16 protein-coding genes are annotated in these 22,057 nt (G+C 64.5%); 8 read left to right on the top strand and 8 right to left on the bottom strand.

Annotation, left to right across the window (positions count from 1 at the left end; genetic code table 11):
- Positions 1-49 precede the first annotated feature (49 nt).
- A complete protein-coding gene (locus OKW26_RS08390; RefSeq protein WP_429353269.1) occupies positions 50-1,441 on the top strand; it encodes an MFS transporter in 1,392 nt (463 codons plus the stop codon).
- Positions 1,442-1,655: 214 nt separating this feature from the next.
- Here the strand turns inward: OKW26_RS08390 and OKW26_RS08395 are convergent, their stop codons facing one another.
- The 3 genes from OKW26_RS08395 to OKW26_RS08405 form a co-directional block, all read right to left on the bottom strand.
- Positions 1,656-2,396, bottom strand: a complete 741-nt coding sequence (locus OKW26_RS08395) for a TetR/AcrR family transcriptional regulator (RefSeq protein ID WP_090806910.1) — start codon at positions 2,394-2,396, stop codon at positions 1,656-1,658.
- 105 nt (positions 2,397-2,501) lie between these two features.
- On the bottom strand, positions 2,502-3,794 hold the full coding sequence (locus OKW26_RS08400) for an NAD(P)/FAD-dependent oxidoreductase (protein WP_429353270.1): 1,293 nt from the start codon (positions 3,792-3,794) through the stop codon (positions 2,502-2,504).
- An 89-nt stretch (positions 3,795-3,883) separates the two neighbouring features.
- Positions 3,884-4,816, bottom strand: coding sequence for a dihydrodipicolinate synthase family protein (locus OKW26_RS08405; RefSeq protein WP_429353271.1), 933 nt, complete (start codon positions 4,814-4,816; stop codon positions 3,884-3,886).
- Positions 4,817-4,975: 159 nt separating this feature from the next.
- On the opposite strand from OKW26_RS08405, the gene OKW26_RS08410 reads away from it, so the two are divergent.
- Both OKW26_RS08410 and OKW26_RS08415 read left to right on the top strand, forming a co-directional pair.
- On the top strand, positions 4,976-5,914 hold the full coding sequence (locus tag OKW26_RS08410) for a LysR family transcriptional regulator (RefSeq protein WP_429353272.1): 939 nt from the start codon (positions 4,976-4,978) through the stop codon (positions 5,912-5,914).
- Between the two features lie 309 nt (positions 5,915-6,223).
- Positions 6,224-9,337 (top strand): transglycosylase domain-containing protein, encoded by a 3,114-nt coding sequence (locus OKW26_RS08415; RefSeq protein ID WP_429353273.1) that lies wholly within the window; start codon positions 6,224-6,226, stop codon positions 9,335-9,337.
- 5 nt (positions 9,338-9,342) lie between these two features.
- Here OKW26_RS08415 and OKW26_RS08420 read toward each other — a convergent pair whose 3' ends face one another.
- The 4 genes from OKW26_RS08420 to OKW26_RS08435 form a co-directional block, all read right to left on the bottom strand.
- Positions 9,343-10,587, bottom strand: coding sequence for an ROK family transcriptional regulator (locus OKW26_RS08420; protein ID WP_429353274.1), 1,245 nt, complete (start codon positions 10,585-10,587; stop codon positions 9,343-9,345).
- A gap of 42 nt (positions 10,588-10,629) precedes the next feature.
- A complete protein-coding gene (locus OKW26_RS08425; RefSeq protein ID WP_429353275.1) occupies positions 10,630-11,433 on the bottom strand; it encodes an ATP-binding cassette domain-containing protein in 804 nt (267 codons plus the stop codon).
- Positions 11,434-11,453: 20 nt separating this feature from the next.
- Positions 11,454-12,443 carry an ABC transporter permease gene (locus tag OKW26_RS08430; protein ID WP_184064339.1) on the bottom strand — a complete coding sequence of 330 codons (990 nt, stop codon included), beginning with the start codon at positions 12,441-12,443 and terminating at the stop codon, positions 11,454-11,456.
- 96 nt (positions 12,444-12,539) lie between these two features.
- On the bottom strand, positions 12,540-13,544 hold the full coding sequence (locus tag OKW26_RS08435; RefSeq protein WP_184064342.1) for a sugar ABC transporter substrate-binding protein: 1,005 nt from the start codon (positions 13,542-13,544) through the stop codon (positions 12,540-12,542).
- Between the two features lie 449 nt (positions 13,545-13,993).
- On the opposite strand from OKW26_RS08435, the gene OKW26_RS08440 reads away from it, so the two are divergent.
- A complete protein-coding gene (locus OKW26_RS08440) occupies positions 13,994-15,202 on the top strand; it encodes an MFS transporter (RefSeq protein WP_429353276.1) in 1,209 nt (402 codons plus the stop codon).
- Between the two features lie 73 nt (positions 15,203-15,275).
- On the opposite strand, the gene OKW26_RS08445 is transcribed toward OKW26_RS08440, so the two are convergent.
- Entirely contained in the window at positions 15,276-16,319 is a 1,044-nt protein-coding gene (locus OKW26_RS08445; RefSeq protein WP_429353277.1) for a LacI family DNA-binding transcriptional regulator, read from the bottom strand.
- Between the two features lie 193 nt (positions 16,320-16,512).
- Between OKW26_RS08445 and OKW26_RS08450 the strand changes: the two genes are divergently transcribed.
- The 4 genes from OKW26_RS08450 (at position 16,513) to OKW26_RS08465 (ending at position 22,050) form a co-directional block, all read left to right on the top strand.
- Complete coding sequence (locus OKW26_RS08450) at positions 16,513-17,679, top strand: ABC transporter ATP-binding protein (protein WP_429353278.1); 1,167 nt, start codon at positions 16,513-16,515, stop codon at positions 17,677-17,679.
- A gap of 20 nt (positions 17,680-17,699) precedes the next feature.
- Entirely contained in the window at positions 17,700-19,679 is a 1,980-nt protein-coding gene (locus tag OKW26_RS08455; RefSeq protein ID WP_429353279.1) for a beta-galactosidase, read from the top strand.
- An 85-nt stretch (positions 19,680-19,764) separates the two neighbouring features.
- Complete coding sequence (locus OKW26_RS08460; protein WP_090806886.1) at positions 19,765-21,018, top strand: ABC transporter substrate-binding protein; 1,254 nt, start codon at positions 19,765-19,767, stop codon at positions 21,016-21,018.
- Between the two features lie 57 nt (positions 21,019-21,075).
- A complete protein-coding gene (locus OKW26_RS08465) occupies positions 21,076-22,050 on the top strand; it encodes a carbohydrate ABC transporter permease (RefSeq protein ID WP_184064375.1) in 975 nt (324 codons plus the stop codon).
- Positions 22,051-22,057: the final 7 nt, after the last annotated feature.

The raw sequence follows: 22,057 nt of genomic DNA on the forward strand, positions 1-22,057 counted from the left end.
CGGCCGCGTAGAGACCGGCACCCAAGCTGATCGAGGAGACAAGCACGCCATGACGCAATCGTTCCAATCCAGCTCCGCGGGCTCGCCCGCGCAGAACAAGGCGGCGAGCCCCGCGCGCCGTTCGAAAGCCCGTTACAAGATCCTCGCGCTGCTCGCGGTCGGCACGATGATCAACTATCTCGACCGCACCGTGCTCGGCATCGCGGCACCGCAGCTGACGAAGGAGCTCGGCATCAACGCCGCGCTGATGGGCCTGCTGTTCTCCGTGTTTTCGTGGAGCTACGTGGCCTCGCAGATTCCGGGCGGCCTGTTTCTCGACCGCTTCGGCAGCAAGCTCACATACTTCCTGTCGATGACGTTCTGGTCGCTCTGCACGCTCGCGCAAGGGCTCGTGGGGAGCATCGGCGGGCTGTTCGCCTTCCGTCTCGGCCTTGGCGTTTCGGAGGCGCCATGCTTTCCGACCAATAGCCGCGTGGTCGCCACGTGGTTTCCGCAAAGCGAGCGCGCGATGGCGACCGGCACCTACACGGTCGGCGAATATATCGGCCTCGCGTTTTTCAGCCCGTTCCTGTTCATGCTGATGGGCGCATTCGGCTGGCGCTCGCTGTTCCTCGTGGTCGGCGGCGTCGGTATCGCGTTCGGCGTGGTGTGGTGGCTGCTGTATCGCGAGCCGCGCGATCATCCGTCGGCGAATCAGGAAGAGCTCGACTATATCGAGGCGGGCGGCGGTCTCACGCAACGCAACAAGGATGTCGCGGGTGCGGCCGCGGGTGCAGCCGCGGGTGCAGGCGATACGGCGGCATCGAAGAAGAGCGGCTTCCAATGGGGCACGATTGGCCAACTGCTCAAGCATCGCCAGTTGACCGGCATCTGCCTCGGCCAGTTCGCGGGCAATTCGACGCTGGTGTTCTTCCTCACGTGGTTCCCGACGTATCTCGCCACCGAACGTCATATGGCCTGGCTGAAGATCGGCTTCTTCGCGATCATGCCGTTCATCGCGGCTTCGATCGGCGTGATGTTCGGCGGCGTGTTCTCCGACTGGCTGCTGCGCCGTGGCAAATCGCCGAACGTCGCGCGCAAGCTGCCGATCATCGCGGGTCTGCTGCTCGCGTCGACGATCATTCTCGCCAACTATGTCGAGAGCAACGTCGTGGTGATCGCGATTCTGTCGGTGGCGTTCTTCGCGCAGGGCATGGCCGCGCTCGGCTGGACGCTGGTGTCGGATATCGCGCCCGAGGGCTTGCTCGGCGTGACCGGCGGCATCTTCAACTTCGCCGCGAACCTGGCGGGTATCGTGACGCCGCTCGTGGTGGGCCTGATCGTCGCGGCGACCGGTTCGTTCGTGGGCGCGCTGGTTTTTATCGGTGTCATCGCGTTGATCGGCGCGCTGTCGTATATCTTCGTCGTCGGCGATATCAAGCGGATCGTGCTGGTGGATTGAGTCTTCCCGCTGAGCCGTCGCTTCATGTGACGGTCGCAGTTCCCTTCGAATCCCCGGTTGTCGTCGCTGTGCGGCGGCAACCACGTCGACTGCCGTCACCGGTTTGCCGGGGCAGTAAGCCGCTGAACGCGCTGCGTTTCTCGAAGCGATAAAAAACGGGATGTGGCTTTCACCACATCCCGTTTCCATTTCAGCCGGTCGCCGCGCAACCGGGTCAATCGTCCTTCTTCACGAACCGCAAGATCGCATCGACGATCATCGCCCGATGCCGCGCCCGCAGCCGCGGATGCGACGGATCGCGCCCGAACGCGGTGCCGAACGTATGCCGGTTGCCCACGCGATGGAAACACAGCGAGCTGATCATCAGATGCAGATCGATCGGATCGATGTCGCTGCGGAACTGGCCCGCCGCGATGCCGCGCGCGAGCAGATCCTCGATCGTGTGAATCACGGTGACGTTGCGTCCTTTGAACGTCTTGACCTGCTCGACGTACTTCGCGCCGTGAATGTTTTCGATCGTCACGAGGCGCACGAAATCGCGCTGGCGGTCGTGGTAGTCGAACGTGAATTCGACCAGCGCGCGCATGCCTTCGACCGGATCGAGTTCGCTGATGTGCAGGTCCTGTTCGAGCGCGCGAATGTCTCCATACACCTTTTCCAGCACCGCCTGGTACAACCCTTCCTTGCTGCCGAAGTAGTAGTACAGCATGCGCTTGGTGGTGTTCGTGCGTTCCGCGATCGCGTCGACGCGGGCACCTGTCAGCCCCATCGCGGAGAACTCCTGGGTCGCGACGTCGAGGATGTTGCGCTTAGTCTGCTCGGGATCGTATTTGCGTGGGGCGTCCACACGCGGGGCGTCGGTACGCCTGGCGCCGGTACGTCGCGCGTCGGCGTGCGGCGTGCCAGACACGATGCCGTTGGTATCAGGCTCGGCGGCCTTGCTTCCCTTTTTCATTGTGGTTTCGAGCGGCAGTGACGGCGCATTCTAGCATGGCGAAACGGGCCTCTGGCGTGGGTCCCGGGCATCGACGAAGGCATCTCGAAGGAGCTTGCGTGACGCTTACGCGACCGGGCGCGTGGGCCGGCGGCGCGCGGCGAGTGCGTCGCGTGTTTGCATTGCGGTGTACGTGAGCTGCGCGGCCGCGAGGCCGAGCGCGCCGTACGTGCGCGTGAGGCCGAAGGTCGCGAACGCGTCGGGCACCGGCCGTTCACCGGAGATAGCCGCGGCCAGCAGTTCGCCCGACACCGTGGTCGGCGCCATGCCGTGTCCGCCGAAACCGACCGCGTACCAGACGCCGTCCGTGCTTTGGCCGATCTGCGGCATCTTGTGTCGCGCGTAGCTCATCAGGCCGCTCCATGCGTGCTCGATGCGCACGTCGCGCAGCTGCGGATAGACCTTCAGCAGGTCCTGTCGCAACAGACGCGCGATCGCCTCGGGCTCGCGGTCGCGCACGGAGATGCGGCCGCCCCACAGGATGCGCGTGTCGGGCAACGGGCGGTAGTAGTCGAACGCGAAGCGGGTGTCATAGATCGCGGCGCGTGTGGCGATTGCGTCGTGCAAGCGTTCGCCGAGCGGCTCCGTTGCCATCACGTAGGTGGCGATAGGCAGCACCGCGCGCTCGACGCGCGCGTACACGTTGCGTGCATAGCCGCCGCCCGCCATCACGACATGACGCGCGTCGAGCGCACCTTGCGGGGTCTCGACGACGAAGCCCGCGCCGTCGCGCCGCAAGCTGACGGCCGGCGAGCGCTCGTGTATCGTCACGCCCGCTTGCGCGGCCGCCGCCGCGGCGACGCCGACAACGTACTTGAGCGGATGAAAATGGAACGCGTTGCGCTCGAACAGGCCGCCGTGATAGCGGCTCGTTTTCAGTTGCGCGGCGAGTTGGCTGGCAGCGATCGGTTCCCAGTCGACGCCGAACGAATCGCGCATCAGACGCCGTTGCGCTTCGAGACGCGCAGGTTCGTCGAACCAGTTCGCGAGGATCACGCCGGCATCGGTCGCGTCGCAATCGATCCGATAGCGCGCAATTCGCTTGCGCATCAGCTCGACCGCGTCGGTGGTCAGCGCATAGAGTTCGCGCGCGCGAGTCGGCCCGAGCGTCTTCAGCAGGTCGGCGCAATCGAGGCTGTAGCCGCCGAACACGAAGCCGCCGTTGCGTCCCGATGCGCCGAAGCCGACCTGCTGCGCCTCGAGCACGACGACGTCTTCGACGCCGCGTTCGGCGAGTCCCAGCGCGGTGGAGAGTCCCGCAAGTCCGCCGCCGACGATGCAGACGTGCGCGCTGCGTCGGCCGTTGAGCGGCGCGTAGGCGCAGGAGCGGGTGACGGTGGCTTCGTAGAAACTTTGCATGAGGCCATAGGTTAGCGGCAATCGCGTGTGCCCGTCCAGCCCGCGTGAGCGCGCACGCCGACAGGCGCCCCGCCGCGCTTCGTTCTGCGCTATCGACCCCAGCGCAACACCAGCGGATCGAGCCGGCGTGCGATCTTCAACAGTCCTTCGCGCGTCGCCGGATGCATCTGCGGCAGCGGGTGACGCACCGCGTCCGAACCGATCACGCCGCCTTCTTTCATCAGCGCCTTGCACGATGCGAGGCCGCCCTGGCGATTCTCGTAGTTGATCAGCGGCAGCCACTGCTGATAGTGCGCGGCGGCGGCCTCGGTATCACCGGCCGCATAGGCGTCGACGATCAGGCGGATGCCATCGGCATAACCGCCGCCCGTCATCGAGCCGGTCGCGCCCGCATCGAGGTCGGCCATCAGCGTGATCGCTTCCTCGCCGTCCCACGGACCGACGATCGCGTCGCCGCCCAGTTCGATCAGCTCGCGCAGCTTGTTCGCGGCCTGCGGCGTTTCGATCTTGAAGTACGACACGTTGTCGATCTCGCGCGCCATGCGAGCGAGGAACGGCGCGGACAACGGCGTGCCGCTGACCGGCGCGTCCTGGATCATGATCGGAATCTGGATGGCATCGGACACCGTACGATAGAACTCGTAGATGCCGCGCTCGCCGATGCGGATCGTCGCGCCGTGATACGGCGGCATGACCATCACCATCGCGGCGCCCGCGGCCTGCGCTGCGCGGCTGCGCTCCGCGCACTGGTGCGAGCTGAAGTGCGTGGTCGTGACGATCACCGGCACGCGGCCCGCGACGTGTTCGAGCGCGAGATGCATCAGTGTGTTGCGCTCGTCGTCGGACAGCGCGAACTGCTCGGAGAAGTTCGCGAGAATGCACAGGCCGTTCGAGCCGGCGTCGATCATGAAATCGAGGCAGCGCTTCTGGCCTTCGAGGTCGAGACGCCCGGCGTCGTCGAAGATCGTCGGCACGACGGGGAAGACGCCGCGCAGGGCGGGAGAGTGTGACGCTTGGCTCATGGCGATGTGGTCCGTACGGGGATGGAAGGATTGCGCTCGAGCCCGCGAACGGGCGGCGCAACTGGATGAATGTCTCCTTCGGCGACTATACGGCGCTGGGCCTCGCGGGTATATTGAATTGTTTCCATATCGTGATCGCTTTTGCGACTCACCCCACCGATGAAAGACACGCTCAACGTCCTGCTGTCGAAGCTGCGCATGAAGCAGCTGCATCTGCTGATCGCGCTCGACGATCACAAATCGCTGCACAAAGCGGCCGGCGTGATGTCGATGACGCAATCGGCGGCGAGCAAGGCGCTGCAGGAGCTCGAATCGATGCTCGACGCGCCGCTTTTCGAGCGCTCGAAAAGCGGCATGATCCCGAACCAGCTCGGTCATTGCGTGATCCGATATGCGCGCGTCGTGACGTCGGACCTGACCGCGCTCTGCCAGGACGTCGCCGAAATTCGTTCGGGGCGCGGCGGGCGGCTCGCGGTCGGCGCGATCATGGGCGCGATTCCCGACTGCGTGGTGCCCGCGCTGAATCAATTGCATGCGGCGCAACCGGCTCTGTCGATCGAAGTGGTCGAGGACACCAGCGCACGAATGCTCGTGCAGCTCGACGACGGGCGGCTCGATCTGGTGGTCGGCCGAGCGGCGGTCGCGGCCGATCCGTCGAAGTATCAGTATCGGCCGCTCGGCGACGAGCCGTTGGCGGTGGTGGTCGGTTATCAGCATGCGCCGTTGCCGCGCCGCGAGATGATGTTGCGCGATCTCGCCGGGCATCGCTGGGTCATGTATCCGTCACACATGCCGCTGCATGCGCTGCTCGAACGCGAGATGGATCTCGCCGGCCTCGACATGCCCGACAATCCGATTTCGACGGCTTCCACATTCGTGACAGTTGCACTGCTGCAAAGCAGCGCCGAACTCGTTTCGCTGCTGCCGAGTGCAATTGCTGGGCCGTTCGTGCGGCACAAGATGCTGCGCGTCGTGCCGGTCAGGCTCAAATCGCCATCGCAGACGTTCGGCATCGTCACGCGCAAGGGCGGCGTGCTGTCGCCGCCGGCGGAACGGTTTATCGCGCTGTTGGGTGCACAGACGAAAGCGCGAATTTAGGCGCGGCGCAATCAAATTGCTCAGCCATCTGCCCGGTTGCCGGTAAGAATGCCAGCCACAAAGCGACTTTCTTTCGGCAAGGCCCGCCAGAAACGGCAAAACCGCCCGAAAAGGCGGTTTGTTGTTCGTGTGAAAAGAGCTTCAATATCTCATGCCGGTTCGCATTCTGTCATCCGACGCCAGCAGGTGTTGTAGCCGCGACACTGTCGCATCAATCCGAACCGATGAGGGTTTCTCGTTCCGAGCTACACTGCTTTGAATGAACTGAGCCAGGCTCGACCCCCTGGCCATCTCTCGGGGAGAGCAGCCATGAATCGGCCACCGCTTCGGTTTCCGCTTCGCGTGACCAGCACCGTGCCCGTGCGGAGTTGGCGTTGGCTCAAATGGGGGCTTGGCGCGTTTTTGCTGCTCGCGGTGGCGCTGATTGCACGGCTCGTGCAGATCGAGATCGAGACCTCGCGACTGCAGGCGCGGTACCTTTCCGAGCTGACCCGCGACGTCGCTTTTTCGGTCACCGACGGTCCCAGTCATTCCATCCGCTTTCCGCAAGCCGACAAGGGCCCGTACGACGCGCGCCTCGGCTACGCGCTGTTGCCGGCTATCCAGCAGCGTCTGTTGCAACATGGCTTCGAAATCAGCTCGCAGGCGCGCGATTCAGAACGCATGCTTTCGCTAGCCGATGACGGCCTGTTCCTGCCTTACGACGAAAAAGACACGGCCGGCCTGCAATTGTTCGACGGCACCGGCGTGCCGCTATACAGCGCTCAGTTTCCCGGTCGCGTGTACGACAGCTTCGGCGCGATTCCGCCGCTCGTGGTGAACTCGCTGCTGTTCATCGAAGACCGCTATCTGCTCGATCCGGATCAGCCGAACCGCAATCCGGCGATCGACTGGGGGCGCTTCAGCCGCGCGCTCGTCGACCAGGGCGCGCGCGTGTTCAATCGTCATCAGCAGGCGCCCGGCGGCAGCACGCTCGCGACGCAGATCGAGAAATTCCGTCACTCGGCGGGCGGCCGCACCGCGACGCCCCCGGAAAAGCTGCGGCAAATCGCGTCGGCGTCGGTGCGCGCTTATCTGAACGGACCGCAAACGCTGCCCGCGCGCGAACAGATCGTGGTCCATTATCTGAACTCGGTGCCGCTTGCCGCGCAGCCCGGCGTCGGCGAAATCAACGGTATCGGCGATGGGCTCGCCGCCTGGTATGGGCGCGATTTCCGCGAGACCAACCGGCTGCTGAAGGCGCCGTCGACCGATGCAAATCTGCCCGACCAGGGTCTGGCGTTTCGCGAAGTGCTGTCGCTGATGATCGCGCAGCGCGCGCCGTCGTTTTTTCTGCAGCGCGGCTATCCCGAGCTCGAACGGCTGACCGACAGCTACATGCGGCTGCTCGCGAGTGGCGGCGTGATCACCGAGCAGTTGCGCGACGCGGCGCTGGCGGCGCACGTCGAACTGCATCGCGCGCCGCGCAGCACACCGGATCTCGGTTCGTTCGTGTCGCGCAAGGCCGTCACGTCGATGCGCTCGCATCTGCTCGCCGCGCTCGGCGTGCGTAGTTTCTATGAACTGGACCGCCTCGACGTGCAGGCGACAGGCACGCTGAACAATGACGTGCAACAAGCCGTTGCCGAGCGCCTCGCCGCCGCCGCGACGAAAGACGGCGCGAAGGCCGCGGGTCTCGTCGGCTACGAAATGTTGCGCGGGTCCGACGATCCGTCGCATATCGCCTACAGCTTCACGCTGTTCGAGCGGCACGGCGACGCGAACCTCGTGCGCGTGCAGACCGATAGCGTGAACCAGCCGTTCGACATCAATTCCGGCGCGCGCCTGAACCTCGGCTCGACCGCGAAACTGCGCACCGTCATCACGTATCTGCAGATTGTCACCGATTTGCACACACGGTACGCATCGCTGAGCAATGCCGAGCTGAAGGCGATCACGCCCGATCCGAACGATCGGCTGACGCGCTGGGCGATCGACTATCTGCTGCACACGCGCGACCATTCGCTGCAGCCTATGCTCGACGCCGCCGTCGAGCGTAAATACTCGGCGAGCCCGGGCGAAACGTTCTTTACGGGCGGCGGCGCGCAGACCTTCACGAACTTCGAGTCCGACGACAACAGCCGCGTCCTGACCGTGCATCGCGCGTTCCAGCATTCGGTGAACCTCGTGTTCGTGCGGCTGATGCGCGATATCGTGCACTATGAAATGGTGCAGACCACCGGGCCGTCGTCGCAATGGCTCGGCGATCCGGCGACCCGCAAGATGTACCTGACGCGTTTCGCCGATCAGGAAAGCCGCGTGTACATGAAGCGTTTCTACACGAAGTACCACGGCAAGACGCCTGATCAGCAGATCACGCTATTGCTGCTAGGGGTGCGCAAGTCGCCCCCGAAAGTGGCGACCGCGTTGCGCAGCGTCGCGCCGGATCAATCGAACGCGTGGTTCAACAAGTTGATGTACGCGGCGTTGAAGAACACGCCGGCGGCTTCGATGCTCGACGACGAAGATCTCGCGAATCTGTACGACAAGTACGGCATCAACCGCTTCAACCTGAACGACCGCGGCTATATTTCGAGTGTGCATCCGCTCGAACTATGGACGCTGAACTACCTGCGCTCGCATCCGGATGCGACGCTTGCGCAGATCGAAGCCGCGAGCCAGGACGTGCGCCTGTCGACTTACTCGTGGCTCTTCAAGACGCGCTATCACGTGACCCAGGATCACCGCATCAAGCGCATGGTCGAGTTGCGCGCCTACGACGCGATCGGCAAATCCTGGCAGGCGCTCGGCTATCCGTTCGCGTCGCTGACGCCGTCGTATGCGGCGGCGATCGGCGCGTCGGGCGATCGTCCGGCGGCGCTCGCGCAATTGATCGGCGTGATCACGAACGGCGGCAACAAGGTGCCGACCGAAACGCTGACGCAAATCGACTTCGCGAAGGATACGCCGTACGAAACGCATTTCAGGCGCGCGGTGGTCGCGCCGCAGCAGCAGGTGTCGCCGGAGATTGCCGGGGAGGTGCGGATGCTGTTGCGCGACGTCGTGACGGGTGGCACCGCGAGGCGTCTCGCGCAAGGCATGACGTTCCCGAACGGCGAAACGCTCGAAGTCTATGGCAAGACCGGCACCGGCGATCAGCGCTTGAACGTGTACGCGAAGGGCGCGCGGTTGATCGAGTCGCGCAAGGTGAATCGCAGCGCGACCTTCGTGTTCGCGCTCGGCGACCGCTTCTATGGCACGTTGACCGCGTGGGTGCACGAGCCGTATGCCGCGCGTTACGACTTCACGAGTGCGCTGGCGGTGCAGTTGCTCAAGTCGATGGCGCCGGCGTTGCAGCCGTTGCTCGACGAGCCGGTTCAGAAAACCGTGACGGCGGCGCCGGCGGGATCGACGCCTGCGGCGACGAAAGTTGCCGCGCAGTGAATCGCTCACCGCTCGTCATAACCCGTCTCCGACGCCGCCGGCTTCAGGAACAGCTCATGCACCGGCGCGAAATGCGCATATAGCGGCAGAATCGCACCGCCCATCGCGCGGGCATCGGCGCCGATCGCGCCTTCGAGCAATTGCGGCCGCACCATCCCTTCCCATTCGAAACGATCGAGCACGCGCTCGGTGCGGCGAATGATCTCGCGCAGCAGTAGCCGGTCGAACTCGCCGTCGATCACGACGGCTTCGAGATCGAGCAACGCGGCCGCATTGGTTAGCGCATTCGCGATCGCCGGGCACGCGCTGTCGAGCCATCGCTCGGTATGCCGCCACAACTCGGGCGACAACGCGCGATGATCATGCGCCGCGGCCGCCGGCGCGCCCGCATCGCTGAACAGTCGTTCGAGCACGAAGCCCGATGCCGCGTGCAGCAACTGCCGCGCGGGTTTGCGTGCGCCGCCTTCGCGCAGCGGGATCGAACCGACCGCGCCCGCGTTGTCGTGTGGACCGTCATGCAGACGTCCGTCGATCACGAGACCCCCGCCGATGAACGTGCCAACGAACAGATACAGGAAGTTGTGGATGCCGCGGCCCTGGCCCATCACGAGTTCGGCCGCGCAGGCGGCCGTGGTGTCTTTGGCGAACTCGACGGGCAGGCCGGTTATCGTCGCGATGCGCGAGCGCAGATCGATGTCGTTCCAGGCGTCGAGCGCGTCGGGCGGCGCGCCGAGAAAGTCGCGCCAGCCGCCGAGCCACAACGGCGCCGCGACACCGACGCCGACCACCTTGCCCGCCTTCGCGCCGAGCGTCTGGTTCACGCGCGCGAGTTTGTTTTCGAGCGCGGGGAACAGCGCGCGCGGATCGGGATACGCATACTCGAATACGTCGCGGCATACGATGCGCCCGGCGAAGTCCATCGCGAGCACGTCGAGACTGCGGCGTCCGACCTTGATCCCGATCGTGTACGCGCCGTCCGCGCACAACGCGATCGGCACCGACGGCTGGCCGATCTTGCCGCGAACGCGCGCGTGCTTTTCGAGCAGGCCGTCGGCGATCAACCGGTCGACGATCATCGACACCGTCTGCATCGAAAGACGCGTGAGGCGGCCGACCTCGGCCTTCGGCAGTGGTCCATGCAAGCGGATCGTTTGCAGCACGATGCGCTCGTTGAATTGCCGCATGCCGACCTGATTCGAACCGACCGTGCGTTTGACCGGCGAACGCCTGCTGGTGCTGGGGGTGTCCATTGTCGTGTACCGGCCTCGTGGCTCAGCGGATTGGGCGGCGCGTCATGCGATCGCCTTCACGTCGGCTTCCTTCGCCCCGGTCATGATCGCGACCGCTTCCGACATGTGCACGTCCTTCGTATTGACGAGCGCCGCGCGCCGGCCGAGCCGCTGGATATGGATGCGGTCCGCGATCTCGAACACGTGCGGCATGTTGTGGCTGATCAGAATCACCGGCAGGCCACGCTCGCGCACGCGCCGGATCAGTTCGAGCACCATGTTGCCTTCCTTCACGCCGAGCGCGGCGGTGGGCTCGTCCAGAATCACCACGTGGCGCGCGAATGCCGCGCTGCGTGCAACGGCGACGCCCTGGCGCTGGCCGCCGGACAGCGTTTCGACCGCCTGGCGCATCGAGCGGATGCCGATTTGCAGATCCTTCATGGCGGCCGTCGCTTCGTCGAGCATGCGGCGCTTGTCGATCATCTTGAACAGCGAGCCGCGCCAGCCGGGTTTCAGCAATTCGCGGGCGAGAAACAGGTTTTCGGCGATGCTCATCGCCGGCGCGACGGCGAGTTCCTGGTACACGGTCTCGATGCCTTGTGCGCGCGCATCGAGCGGACTGCGAAACTTGACCGGTTTGCCGTCGAGCAGAATCTCGCCTTCGTCGGGCACCGTGGCGCCCGAGAGCGCCTTGATCAGCGACGATTTGCCCGCGCCGTTGTCGCCGATCACCGCGAGGATCTCGCCGGGCAGCACTTCGAAATCGCAACCGTCGAGCGCGGTCACGTTGCCGTAACGTTTGACGAGCCCGCGTGCCTGCAGAACCGGCATCGCAGCGGACGTGGAAGGGGAGGTGGAGGTCGACATGACAGGGCTCCTGTGCGGGATCAACGGCCGCGGTGCGAGAGTTTATCGGCGGCGACCGCGAGAATCACGAGGATGCCGGTGATCAATACCTGGTACACCGAGGAAACACCGATCAGCGTCAGGCCGTTACGGAATACGCCGACAATCAGCGCTCCAAGCAAGGTGCCGACGATCGAGCCGCGTCCACCGAACAGACTCGTGCCGCCGAGCACGACCGCGGTGATGCTGTCGAGGTTCTCGGTTTGCCCGGCCTGCGGATCGCCGACACCGGTGCGCGCTACCGACAGCAGCGCGGCGATGCCGTAGATCGCGCCGGCAAGCGTGTAGACGGTCAGCAGAATCCGCTGCGACGACAGGCCCATCAGTCGCGCGGCCTCGGCGTTGTTGCCGAGCGCGTACAGATGCCGGCCGGGCACCGTGTCGCGCAGCACGAACCACGTGCCCACATACATCAGCAGCGTCAGCACGGTGCCGTACGTGACTTCCGCCGGTCCGAGCCTGAACGTGCTGCCGAGGAACATGATCGCATCGGGCAGGTTCGACACGCTTTCCGCGTTCGAGTAGATCTGCGTGAGCGCAAACGCGATGTTCAGCGTACCCAGCGTGACGATGAACGCCGGCAACTTGATGCGCGTGATCAACAGACCGTTCAGTAAGCCGAACAAGGTGCTGGCGCCGATGCCGCACAGAATCGCGAGGATCGGCGGCACGCCGAGCACGACCGCGAACTTCGTCATGATGATCGAGCCGAAGGCCATTACCATGCCGCAGGACAGATCGATGCCACCGGTCAGCACGATCAGTGTCTGGCCGATCGCGATGACCGCGACGACCATTGTCTGTTGCAGGATCAGCGACAGGTTCTGGAACGATAGAAAGCGGCTGCTCTGCGAGACAAAGAATGCGCAGGCCAGCACCAGCGCGATCAGCGGTCCGATTTCGGACAGCGACGGCAGGTGCTCGGTGAAAGAGGGGCGCGGCCGGCCGGCGGGCGCGGAAGGGGTCGACATGATGGCAGTCCTCGGTACATGAGCGTGACATGAGGTCACGCTGCAAATCAATTGGCGGCCCGGTGCGACGCGCAACGGGCCGCTGTGCAATGCGCGTTACTTGTTGCCCCAGCAGTTGTCGAGGCCGAACTTCGTGTCTTTGCTGTCGATGCCGGACATCGGCTTGTCGGTGATCAGCGTGACGCCGGTGTCGTGATAACCGGACACCTTCTTGCCGGTCTTCGCGTAGTCGACGCCGGCGGTGACGCCGAGCGCGGCCATCTTCAGCGGATACTGCTGCGAGGTCGCCGCGATCGCGCCGGCCTTCACGTTGCGTACGCCTTCGCAACCGCCGTCGATCGACACGATCATCACGCCCTTGTCCTTACCCGCCGCCTTCAGCGCGCGATACGCGCCGGCCGCGGCCGGTTCGTTGATCGTGTAGACCACGTTGATGTCGGGCGCTTTCTGCAGGCAGTTTTCCATCGCCGTCTGACCTTTCGCCTGATCGCCGCGCGTGTCCTGGCTGCAGACGATCGACGGGTCGCCTTCCTTGATGCCGAAGCCTTCGAGGAAGCCGTTGTGGCGCAGCACGCCGACCGACACGCCCGGCGCGAGATCGAGCGTGGCGATCTTCGCGGGCTTGCCGTTCAACGCGGCCTTCGCGTATTTGCCGATCAGCACGCCGGCCTTGAAGTTGTCGGTGGCGAACAGGGCGTCGGTTGCGTCCTGCGGATCGGTCGGCGTATCGAGGGCGATGACCATCACACCGGCCGCGCGCGCCTTCTTGATGCTCGGCACGATCGCCTTGGTGTCGCTCGGCGTGATCAGGATTGCTTTCGCGCCGGCCGTCATCATGTTTTCGATCGCGGTGACCTGACTCGCATTGTCGCCGTCGAACTTGCCGGCGGCCGTGATCAGTTTCGCGCCGTCTTTCGACGCGGCCGCGTCCGCGCCCTGGCGCATCTTGACGAAGAACGGGTTCGTATCGGTCTTCGTGATCAGGCCGATGACGGGCTGGTCGGCGGCCTGACTCGCGCTTGCGCACCACAGCGCCGCGGCCGCGGCGCACATCGACGCGATTGTCCTGGCGACAGGACGCCTGTGGAAATTCAGATTCATGAGACGCTCCTCCGGTTATTGGCAACGACGTATGGGACTGCAGATAGATCGAAACTGCGAAGCTGCGGGCTTGACGTTTGGCGATGACGCTTCGATGCAATGTGGTCCGAAGGAAATCGCCTAAATCACTTTGGTTGATTTAGTACAGCAGGCCCGCGACTGCTCGTCAAGGAAATGTGAACGCGGAAATTCGCCGCGCCGCGAACCGCGTGCAGGCTGAGAGCCTTGTGTGGTAACGCTTTGGCGCTGTGCTGCAGTGCGAAGCGGCGCTTCTCGGCTTCGGGAAAGTCCTGGCCCGTCTGAAAGCGGGTTGAAATGTCAACGATGGTTTTTCAACGCAATTCGCGGTGCGTAACGCGCTTTTTCAGTGGGCGATGAATGTTTGCGGGAGGTTGCGGCGGAACAGCGCTTGCTCGCCTCGACAGAATGCGAACCTTTCGGAGAGACCCATGCCTTCGCACTGGTGGCAGCGACGACTCGGCTCCCGCGCATCGCTGATCGCCGCCGCCCTCGTGATCGGCGTTCTGTACGCGGGCAGCACGATGGTCACGCCGCTTTATCCGCTCTATCAACGCCGGTTCGGCTTGTCCGATCTGACGATCACGCTCGTGTACGCGACCTACGTGATCGGCAATCTCGGCGCTTTGTTTCTATTCGGTCGCGTGTCCGACCAGGCCGGGCGCCGATCGGTCAGTCTGCTCGTGCTCGCAGCCGCGATCGCGAGCACGATGTGTTTTCTGTTCGCCACGCATGCGACGTGGCTTTTCGTCGCCCGGGCGGCGAGCGGCCTTGCAATCGGCGTCGGTGCCGCCACGGCGACCGCGTGGATCGCGGAATTGCACGCCGGCGCCGACAAGGCGCCCGCCAGCCGTCTTGCCGCGGCGGTCAATCTGGCTGGGCTCGGAGTGGGACCGCTGCTGACTGGTCTGCTCGCGCAATTCGCGCCCTGGCCATTGCGCACGGTGTTCGTCGTTTATCTGTTGACGCTTCTGGTCACCGCGGCGTTGGCGGCGCTCGCATGCGAAACGGTCCAGGCGCGCGCCCGGACGTTTGCACAGGTGTCGTTCGCGCCACGCATCGGCGTGCCCGCGCAATTGCGCGTGGCATTCGTCGTGCCTGCCGTCACCGCATTCGCGACCTTCGCGCTGCTCGGCTTTTTTGCGGCGCTGTTGCCCAATCTGATCGCGAACAGCATGCATCTGCACAGCCCCGCGCTGAGCGGGGCGCTCGTCGCCGAACTGTTCGCCGCGAGCACGATCACCGTGATGGTCACGTCGAAACTCGCCGCTCGCACCGCGATGCTCGCCGGACTGTGGCTGTTGCCGCCGAGTCTCGCGTTGCTGCTGTCGGCGCAGGTCGTCGCGTCGATCGTAGTGCTGAGCGCGGCGACCGCGCTGTGCGGCGTCGCAGCCGCGCTCGGGTTTCGCGGCAGTTTGCAGGAGATCAACCGGATCGCGCCCGCGGACCAACGCGCCGAATTGCTATCGGCGTATCTGCTCTGCTGTTACACCGGCAACTCGTTGCCGGCGGTCGGCATAGCGCTGCTGTCGACCCGGGTCGGACATTTGTGGGCGAACGTCGCGTTCGCGGCGGTTTCCGCGGGATTGGCCTGCATTGCGTTGGCGGTCGGTGCGCGCCGGCCTCGTCACGCGAGTTGACGCGCGGCAAGCTGGCCGAGCCTGGTCCAACTGCTACGAACTGCAACGTTGCGGCGCGGCTGTCACCGTCACATCAACGCGAACGCGGTGCGGCCGTCGATGCGCGCACGATCAGATTCGGCTCGGACGAAATCCGCATCGGCACGGGCGCCGGCATGTCCCGCTCGACGCGTCCCGGCTGTCCGTACGAAGTCTCGATCAGCTCGCGCAGCAGTTCCACTGCAAGTCCGGCGACCTCGACCGTCGGCACCGCCACCGTCGTCAGTGCAGGGCGCGACTCGCGCGCGAGCTGGATGTCGGTGATGCCGATCACGGACAGATCGTCCGGCACGCGCAGGCCTAGATCCGCGGCCGCGTGCATCGCGCCGAGCGCAGGCAAATCGTTGGTCGCGAAGATCGCGCTGAGTTGCGGATCGGCTTCGAGCAGCGCGCGGGCCGCCAGGTAGCCGCCGTGGATCGTGTCGGCCGCGTGTCGCACGCGATTTCTCGTCACACCGGCCGCGCGCAACGCGTCGACGAAACCTTCGAAGCGCGCCACGTGAATGCCCGACACCTTGCTGCCGACGATCGCACCAAAGCGCCGATGCCCGAGCTCGAGCAGATGCTCGCCGGCCAGCTTGCCGGCCAGCCGGAAATCGACCGCGACGCACGGCAGCCCGGGCGGCTCGGTGGGCCGCTCCCACATGCACAGCACGATCGGCGTGCCGCGCGCTTCGGTCTCGTGCAGATCGGCGAAATCGAGGTTCGCGTTGGTCACGAGCACGCCTTCGGACAAGGTGCCGGCGATCTGGTCGAGGTACGCGCGGCCGCTTAGCGGATCGTCGTTGGTATTGCAGATGATCACGAAGTGGCCGCTCGTGCGCGCAGCGCGTTCGACCGCGAGCGCGAACTCCGGATAGAACGGATTCGCGATGCTCGACACCATCAGCGCGAGCGTCGGCGCGCGGCCCTCGGCGAGCGCGCGTGCGGCGAGATGCGGGCGATAGCCGAGCGCCGCGACTACCTCGAGCACGCGTTGCCGGGTCGTTTCGCCAACGCGGCCGCGCTTGCGCAGCACGTTGGACACCGTCGCTGGCGTGACGCCGGCATGACGCGCGACTTCGCTGAGTGTGGGCATGATATGGTCAGTATTTGGGATGGCTGTCCGACATTTGCGTCGCGGCGCGAGGCGCGGCAACATCTGTCATCGAACCAACGTACAAAACGATATCGGAGACAGACCAACGATCGCCTTGCGATCGATTTTTCGGTCATGCTGATTAAGCGCTTAATCTCCGACTTCGCACCGATTAAATCACGGAGTCGATGCAATGGCGAGCATTTCGTTACGAGGCGTGCAGAAGGCGTATGGCGACGGTGCGCCGGTGATTCGCAACGTCGATCTGGACATCGGCGAAAACGAGTTCTGCGTGTTTCTCGGCCCGTCGGGTTGCGGCAAGTCAACGCTGTTGCGCATGATCGCCGGGCTCGAGGATGTGACCGACGGCGACCTGTCGATTGGCGGGAAGATCGTCAACGACGTGCCGGCCGCGCAGCGTGGCGTAGCGATGGTGTTCCAGAGCTATGCGCTGTTTCCGCACATGAGCGTGTTCGAGAACATGGCGTTCGGCCTGAAACTCGCGAAGACCCCGAAGGATGAAATCGAACGCAAGGTGCGTGAAGCCGCGCGCATCCTGCAACTCGAGGCATTGCTCGAGCGCAAGCCGAAGGCGCTGTCGGGCGGGCAGCGGCAGCGCGTCGCGATCGGCCGCGCGATCGTTCGCGAGCCCGGCGTGTTTCTGTTCGACGAACCGCTGTCCAATCTCGATGCAACCTTGCGCGGACAAACGCGCGTCGAAATCGCACGTCTGCATAAGCAGTTTGCGAAGGCGAGCGTGGTCTACGTGACGCACGATCAGATCGAAGCGATGACGCTCGCCGACAAGATCGTGCTGCTGCATTCGGGCAAGGACACCGAGCGTTACGGCAGCATCGCGCAAATCGGCGCGCCGCTCGAGCTGTATCACCGCCCGAAAAGCCGCTTCGTGGCCGGCTTTATCGGCTCGCCGCGAATGAATTTCCTGCCGGGCAAGGTGGCGTCACTCGATGCGCAGGGCGCGCTCGTCACGCTCGATCACACCGGCGAGAACGTGCGTGTGCCGGTCGGCAGCGCCGGACTGCAGCCAGCGCAGCCGGTCACGCTGGGCGTGCGTCCCGAGCATCTCGAGTTCGTCGATGCATCGGCCACGACGAATGCGGCCGCGTCGCAAGACGGCGTGCTCGCGCGCACCGTATCGCTCGTCGAGCAGCTTGGCGAACACAGCTACGTGCACCTCGATCAACCCGGCGGCGCCGTTCTGATCGCCAAGGCGCCCGGCAACACGCGCCTCGCTCCAGGCGATCGCGCGAGCCTGCGGGTGTCGCGCACGGCCTGTCATCTGTTTACCGAGGACGGTTTCGCGGCCGCGTCGCTCGAATCCGTCGAACACTACGCTTGAAAAACACTGGGGACATAGGGATGCGTCTTGGAGTCTGTTATTACCCGGAGCACTGGCCCGAGTCGATGTGGGACGACGACGCGCGCCGGATGAAAGCGCTCGGCATCGAGCAGGTGCGGATTGCGGAATTCGCCTGGAGCCGGATCGAGCCGATTCCCGGCGAATACGACTGGGGCTGGCTCGATCGCGCCGTCGACGTGCTCGGCGCGGCTGGCCTGAAGGTCGTCATGTGTACGCCGACCGCGACGCCGCCGAAGTGGCTGATCGATCGTCATCCGGAGATCCTGCCGGTCGGCGCCGATGGACGGCCGCGCGGGTTCGGCTCGCGGCGTCATTACGACTTCTCGTCGCCCGCGTATTTCGAGGCGTCGCGTCGTATTTGCACGGCGGTGGCCGAGCGTTACGGCAAGCATCCGGCGGTCGCTTTCTGGCAGACCGATAACGAATTTGGCTGTCATCACACGGTGGTCAGCTATTCGCCGGCCGCGGTCGCGCGCTTTCGCGAGTGGCTGAAGGCGAGTTATCGCACGATCCAGGCGTTGAACGAGACGTGGGGCACAGTGTTCTGGAGCATGGAGTACCGCGGCTTCGAAGAAATCGATGCGCCGGTCGGCACCGTGACCGAGGCGCATCCTTCGCATCGTCTCGACTACCGGCGCTTCGCATCCGACGAAGTGGCGCGCTACAACCGCATGCAGGTCGAGATCATTCGCGCGCATTCGCCGGGGCGGCCGGTCGCGCACAACTTCATGCAGCTCTTCACCGAGTTCGATCACTACAAGGTCGCGGCCGATCTCGACGTCGCAACGTGGGACAGCTATCCGCTCGGCGCGCTCGAAGAGCAGTGGTTCGCGCCGGACATCAAGGCGCGCTGGTTGCGCACTGGTCATCCGGACTTCGCGTCGTTCAATCACGACGTCTATCGCGGCATGTCGAAGCTGCCGTTCTGGGTGATGGAGCAGCAGCCGGGACCGGTGAACTGGGCGCAGTGGAATCCGGCGCCGCTGCCGGGCATGGTGCGGCTGTGGAGCTGGGAAGCGTTCGCCCACGGCGCGGGCTGCGTGTCGTATTTCCGCTGGCGTCAGGCGCCGTTCGCGCAGGAGCAGATGCATGCGGGTCTCAATACGCCCGACAACCGGCTCGACGTCGGCGGCAATGAAGCATCGCGGGTGGCGTCGGAAATTCACGCGGTGCTCGCCGCGAACGCCGATGCCAATGCGTCGATCCGCTCGAAAGTCGCGCTCGTCTACGACTATGAAGCGAAGTGGTTGTTCGAGATTCATCCGCAGGGCGCGGACTTTCACTATCCGCGGTTCGCGTTCGAATACTACTCGGCTTTGCGCGCGCTTGGACTCGACGTCGATGTCGTGCCGGCCGATGCATCGTTCGATGGTTATAGCCTCGTCGTCGTGCCGCCGCTGCCGGTCGTGCCCGACGATTTCGCCGAACGTCTCGCGCGCTCGGGCGCGCAGGTCGTGCTCGGTCCACGCACCGGATCGAAGACGCGCGAGCTGCGGATTCCGGCGAATCTGCCGCCGGGCGCATTGACGTCGGTGCTGCCGCTGCGCGTGTGGCGCGTCGAATCGATGCGGCCGAACGTGACCGAAGCGGTGGTGCTCGAACAGCAGGGCGGTGCCGCCGAGGGCTTCGCGCGACACTGGCGCGATTTCATCGACAGCGATGCATCATCTTCATTCGACGTGCGCGCGCGTTTCGCGGACGATCATCCGGCGTACGTGCGAAGCGGCGCGTATCACTACTTCGCGAGCCTGTTCGACGACGCCTTGACCGTGCGCCTGTTAGCGCGCATCGCGCAGGAAGCGGGCCTCGAAACGCAGGCACTCGGCGACAGCGTGCGCATCAGCCGTCGCGGCGGACTGACGTATGTGTTCAACTATGGCGATCGAACCCACACGCTCGACGACATTTCCGACGACGCATTCGTGATCGGCTCCCGGGAGGTGGCGCCGCAAGGGGTAGCGGTCTACCGCTCGCAATAGAAGTCTGGCCTTGGCAATTCCACGCAGTCATTCGATATAGAAGCGACAACGACGTAAAAACCATGGAATGAAGGAGACAGTCAGGATGAAACTGAAACCACGCAAGATTCTGTTGGCGCTCGCGCTGGCCGCGGTTGCCGCGGGGACCTCGGTCGTCGGCACCGCGCAGGCGGCCACGCTCGCGATGAACATCGCGTACAAGGGCGCGAGCCAGCGCGCGGTTTGGCAGCAGGTGGTCGACGAGTTCAAGAAGGCGCATCCCGGGATCGACGTGAAGGTATCGTTCATCGACGAGGAAGCCTACAAGGTTCAGTTGCCGGGTTGGCTTTCGACTGTCGCGCCCGATATCGTCAACTGGCACGACGGCGAGCGTATGGCGTATTACGCGCAGCGTGGCCTGTTCGAGGATCTGACCGGCGACTGGCAGAAGAACGGCTGGAACGACATGTATGCGTCGACGAAGGAAGCATCGTCGTACAAGGGCAAGCAGTATGCCGCGCCGACCGTGTACTACTCGTGGGGGATGTTCTATCGCAAGGACTTGTTCGAGAAGGCAGGCATCAAGGGCGAGCCGAAAACGTGGGACGAGTTTCTCGACGCCGCGAAAAAGCTGAAGGCCGCCGGCATTGCGCCGATCGCGGTGGCGGGCCGCGATGCCTGGACGCTGGCCGGCTGGTTCGATTATCTCGATCTGCGCCTGAACGGCAATGCGTTTCACCAGAAGCTGATGGCCGGCGAAATTCCGTACACCGATCCGCGCGTGAAGAAGGTCTATACGACGTGGAAGCAACTGATCGACGACGGCTACTTCATCAACAATTCACTGTCCTACGATCTCGACGCGGTGCAGCCGTTCCTGTTCCAGGGCAAGGCTGCCATGATGCTGATGGGGACGTTCATTGCGGCGGGTTTCCCGGACAACGTGAAGCCGCAAATGGGGTACTTCCAGTTCCCGATCATCGACTCCAAGGTGCCGACCGCCGAGGATGGACCGGTCGAATCGCTGCATATTCCGTCGAAAGCGAAGAACAAGTCCGATGCGCACACGTTCCTTGCGTTCGTCGAGACGCCTCAGATCGGTGCGCAACTCGCAAAGGGACTCGGCTCGTTGTCGGCGAACAGCAAATCGCCGGAGCCTGAAGATCCGATTTCGAAGATCGGCTTCCAGATCCTGTCGAATACGAAGGGTGGTATCGCGCAGTTCTACGATCGCGACATGACGAAGGAAATGGCCGACGAAGGGATGAAGGGGATGCAGCAGTTCGTCTCCGATCCGTCGAAACTGGACGACATCCTCGCGCAGCTCGAGCAGACGCGTCAGCGTATCTACAAGAAGTGAGCGGCGGCGGCCGCAAGGCCGCTGTCCGATGCATCGGATTGGATCGGGAGATTGATCGTGTCGCATTCCGTCAGCCGTCGTAGCGTCGACGGTCCTGTTGAACCCGGCGGCCCGGGCTTGCCGGCGTCGAGCGGTGCGCTGAGCGGCGCGTCCGTCGCGTCGCGCCGGCGCGGCCCCACGCCGACCGCACGGCGGCAGCGGCGCGCCGCGTTCCTGTTTCTTGCGCCGGCCTGCTTCATGGTGGCCGTGTACGTGGTGTGGCCGATCCTCTCGACGATCCGTCTGAGCTTCTTCAACTGGGATGGGATGACCGAGCCGACCTTCGTCGGCCTCGCGAACTATATCGAGCTGGTCCATACGCCCACCTTCTATACGGCGCTCAAGAACAACCTGATCTGGCTCGTGCTGTTTTTGCTCGCACCGCCGATGGGCCTCGCCGTCGCGCTGTATCTGAATCAGGCGGTGGCGGGCATCCGCATCGTCAAGTCGCTGTTTTTCGCGCCATTCGTGTTGTCGGGGGTCGTGGTCGGACTGATCTTTTCATGGTTCTACGATCCGACCTTCGGCCTGCTCGCGATGATGCTCGGCCACGGCGTGCCGGTGCTCGGCGATCCGCGCTATGCGACGCTCGGCATCGTGTTCGCGGCGCTGTGGCCGCAAACCGCGTACTGCATGATTCTTTATCTGACCGGCTTGACCACGTTGAACGCCGAGCAGATCGAAGCTGCGCGAATGGAAGGCGCGCAGGGCTGGTCGATGCTCTGGCATGTCATCCTGCCGCAGTTGCGGCCCACGACGTTCATGGCGATCGTCGTGACGATCATCGGCGCGCTGCGCAGCTTCGATCTGATTTCGGTGATGACGGGCGGCGGTCCGTTCGAAAGCTCGACGGTGCTCGCCTATTTCATGTACGACCAGGCGATCAAGTACTACCGCATCGGCTATTCGGCGGCGATCGCGGTGGTGCTGTTCGGCATCATGCTCGTGTACATCGTCTATCACCTGCGGCGGATGCTGCGCGCCGAGCAATGAGGAGCCG

The organism is Paraburkholderia sp. 32, assembly GCF_050435345.1.
Classification (GTDB): domain Bacteria; phylum Pseudomonadota; class Gammaproteobacteria; order Burkholderiales; family Burkholderiaceae; genus Paraburkholderia; species Paraburkholderia tuberum.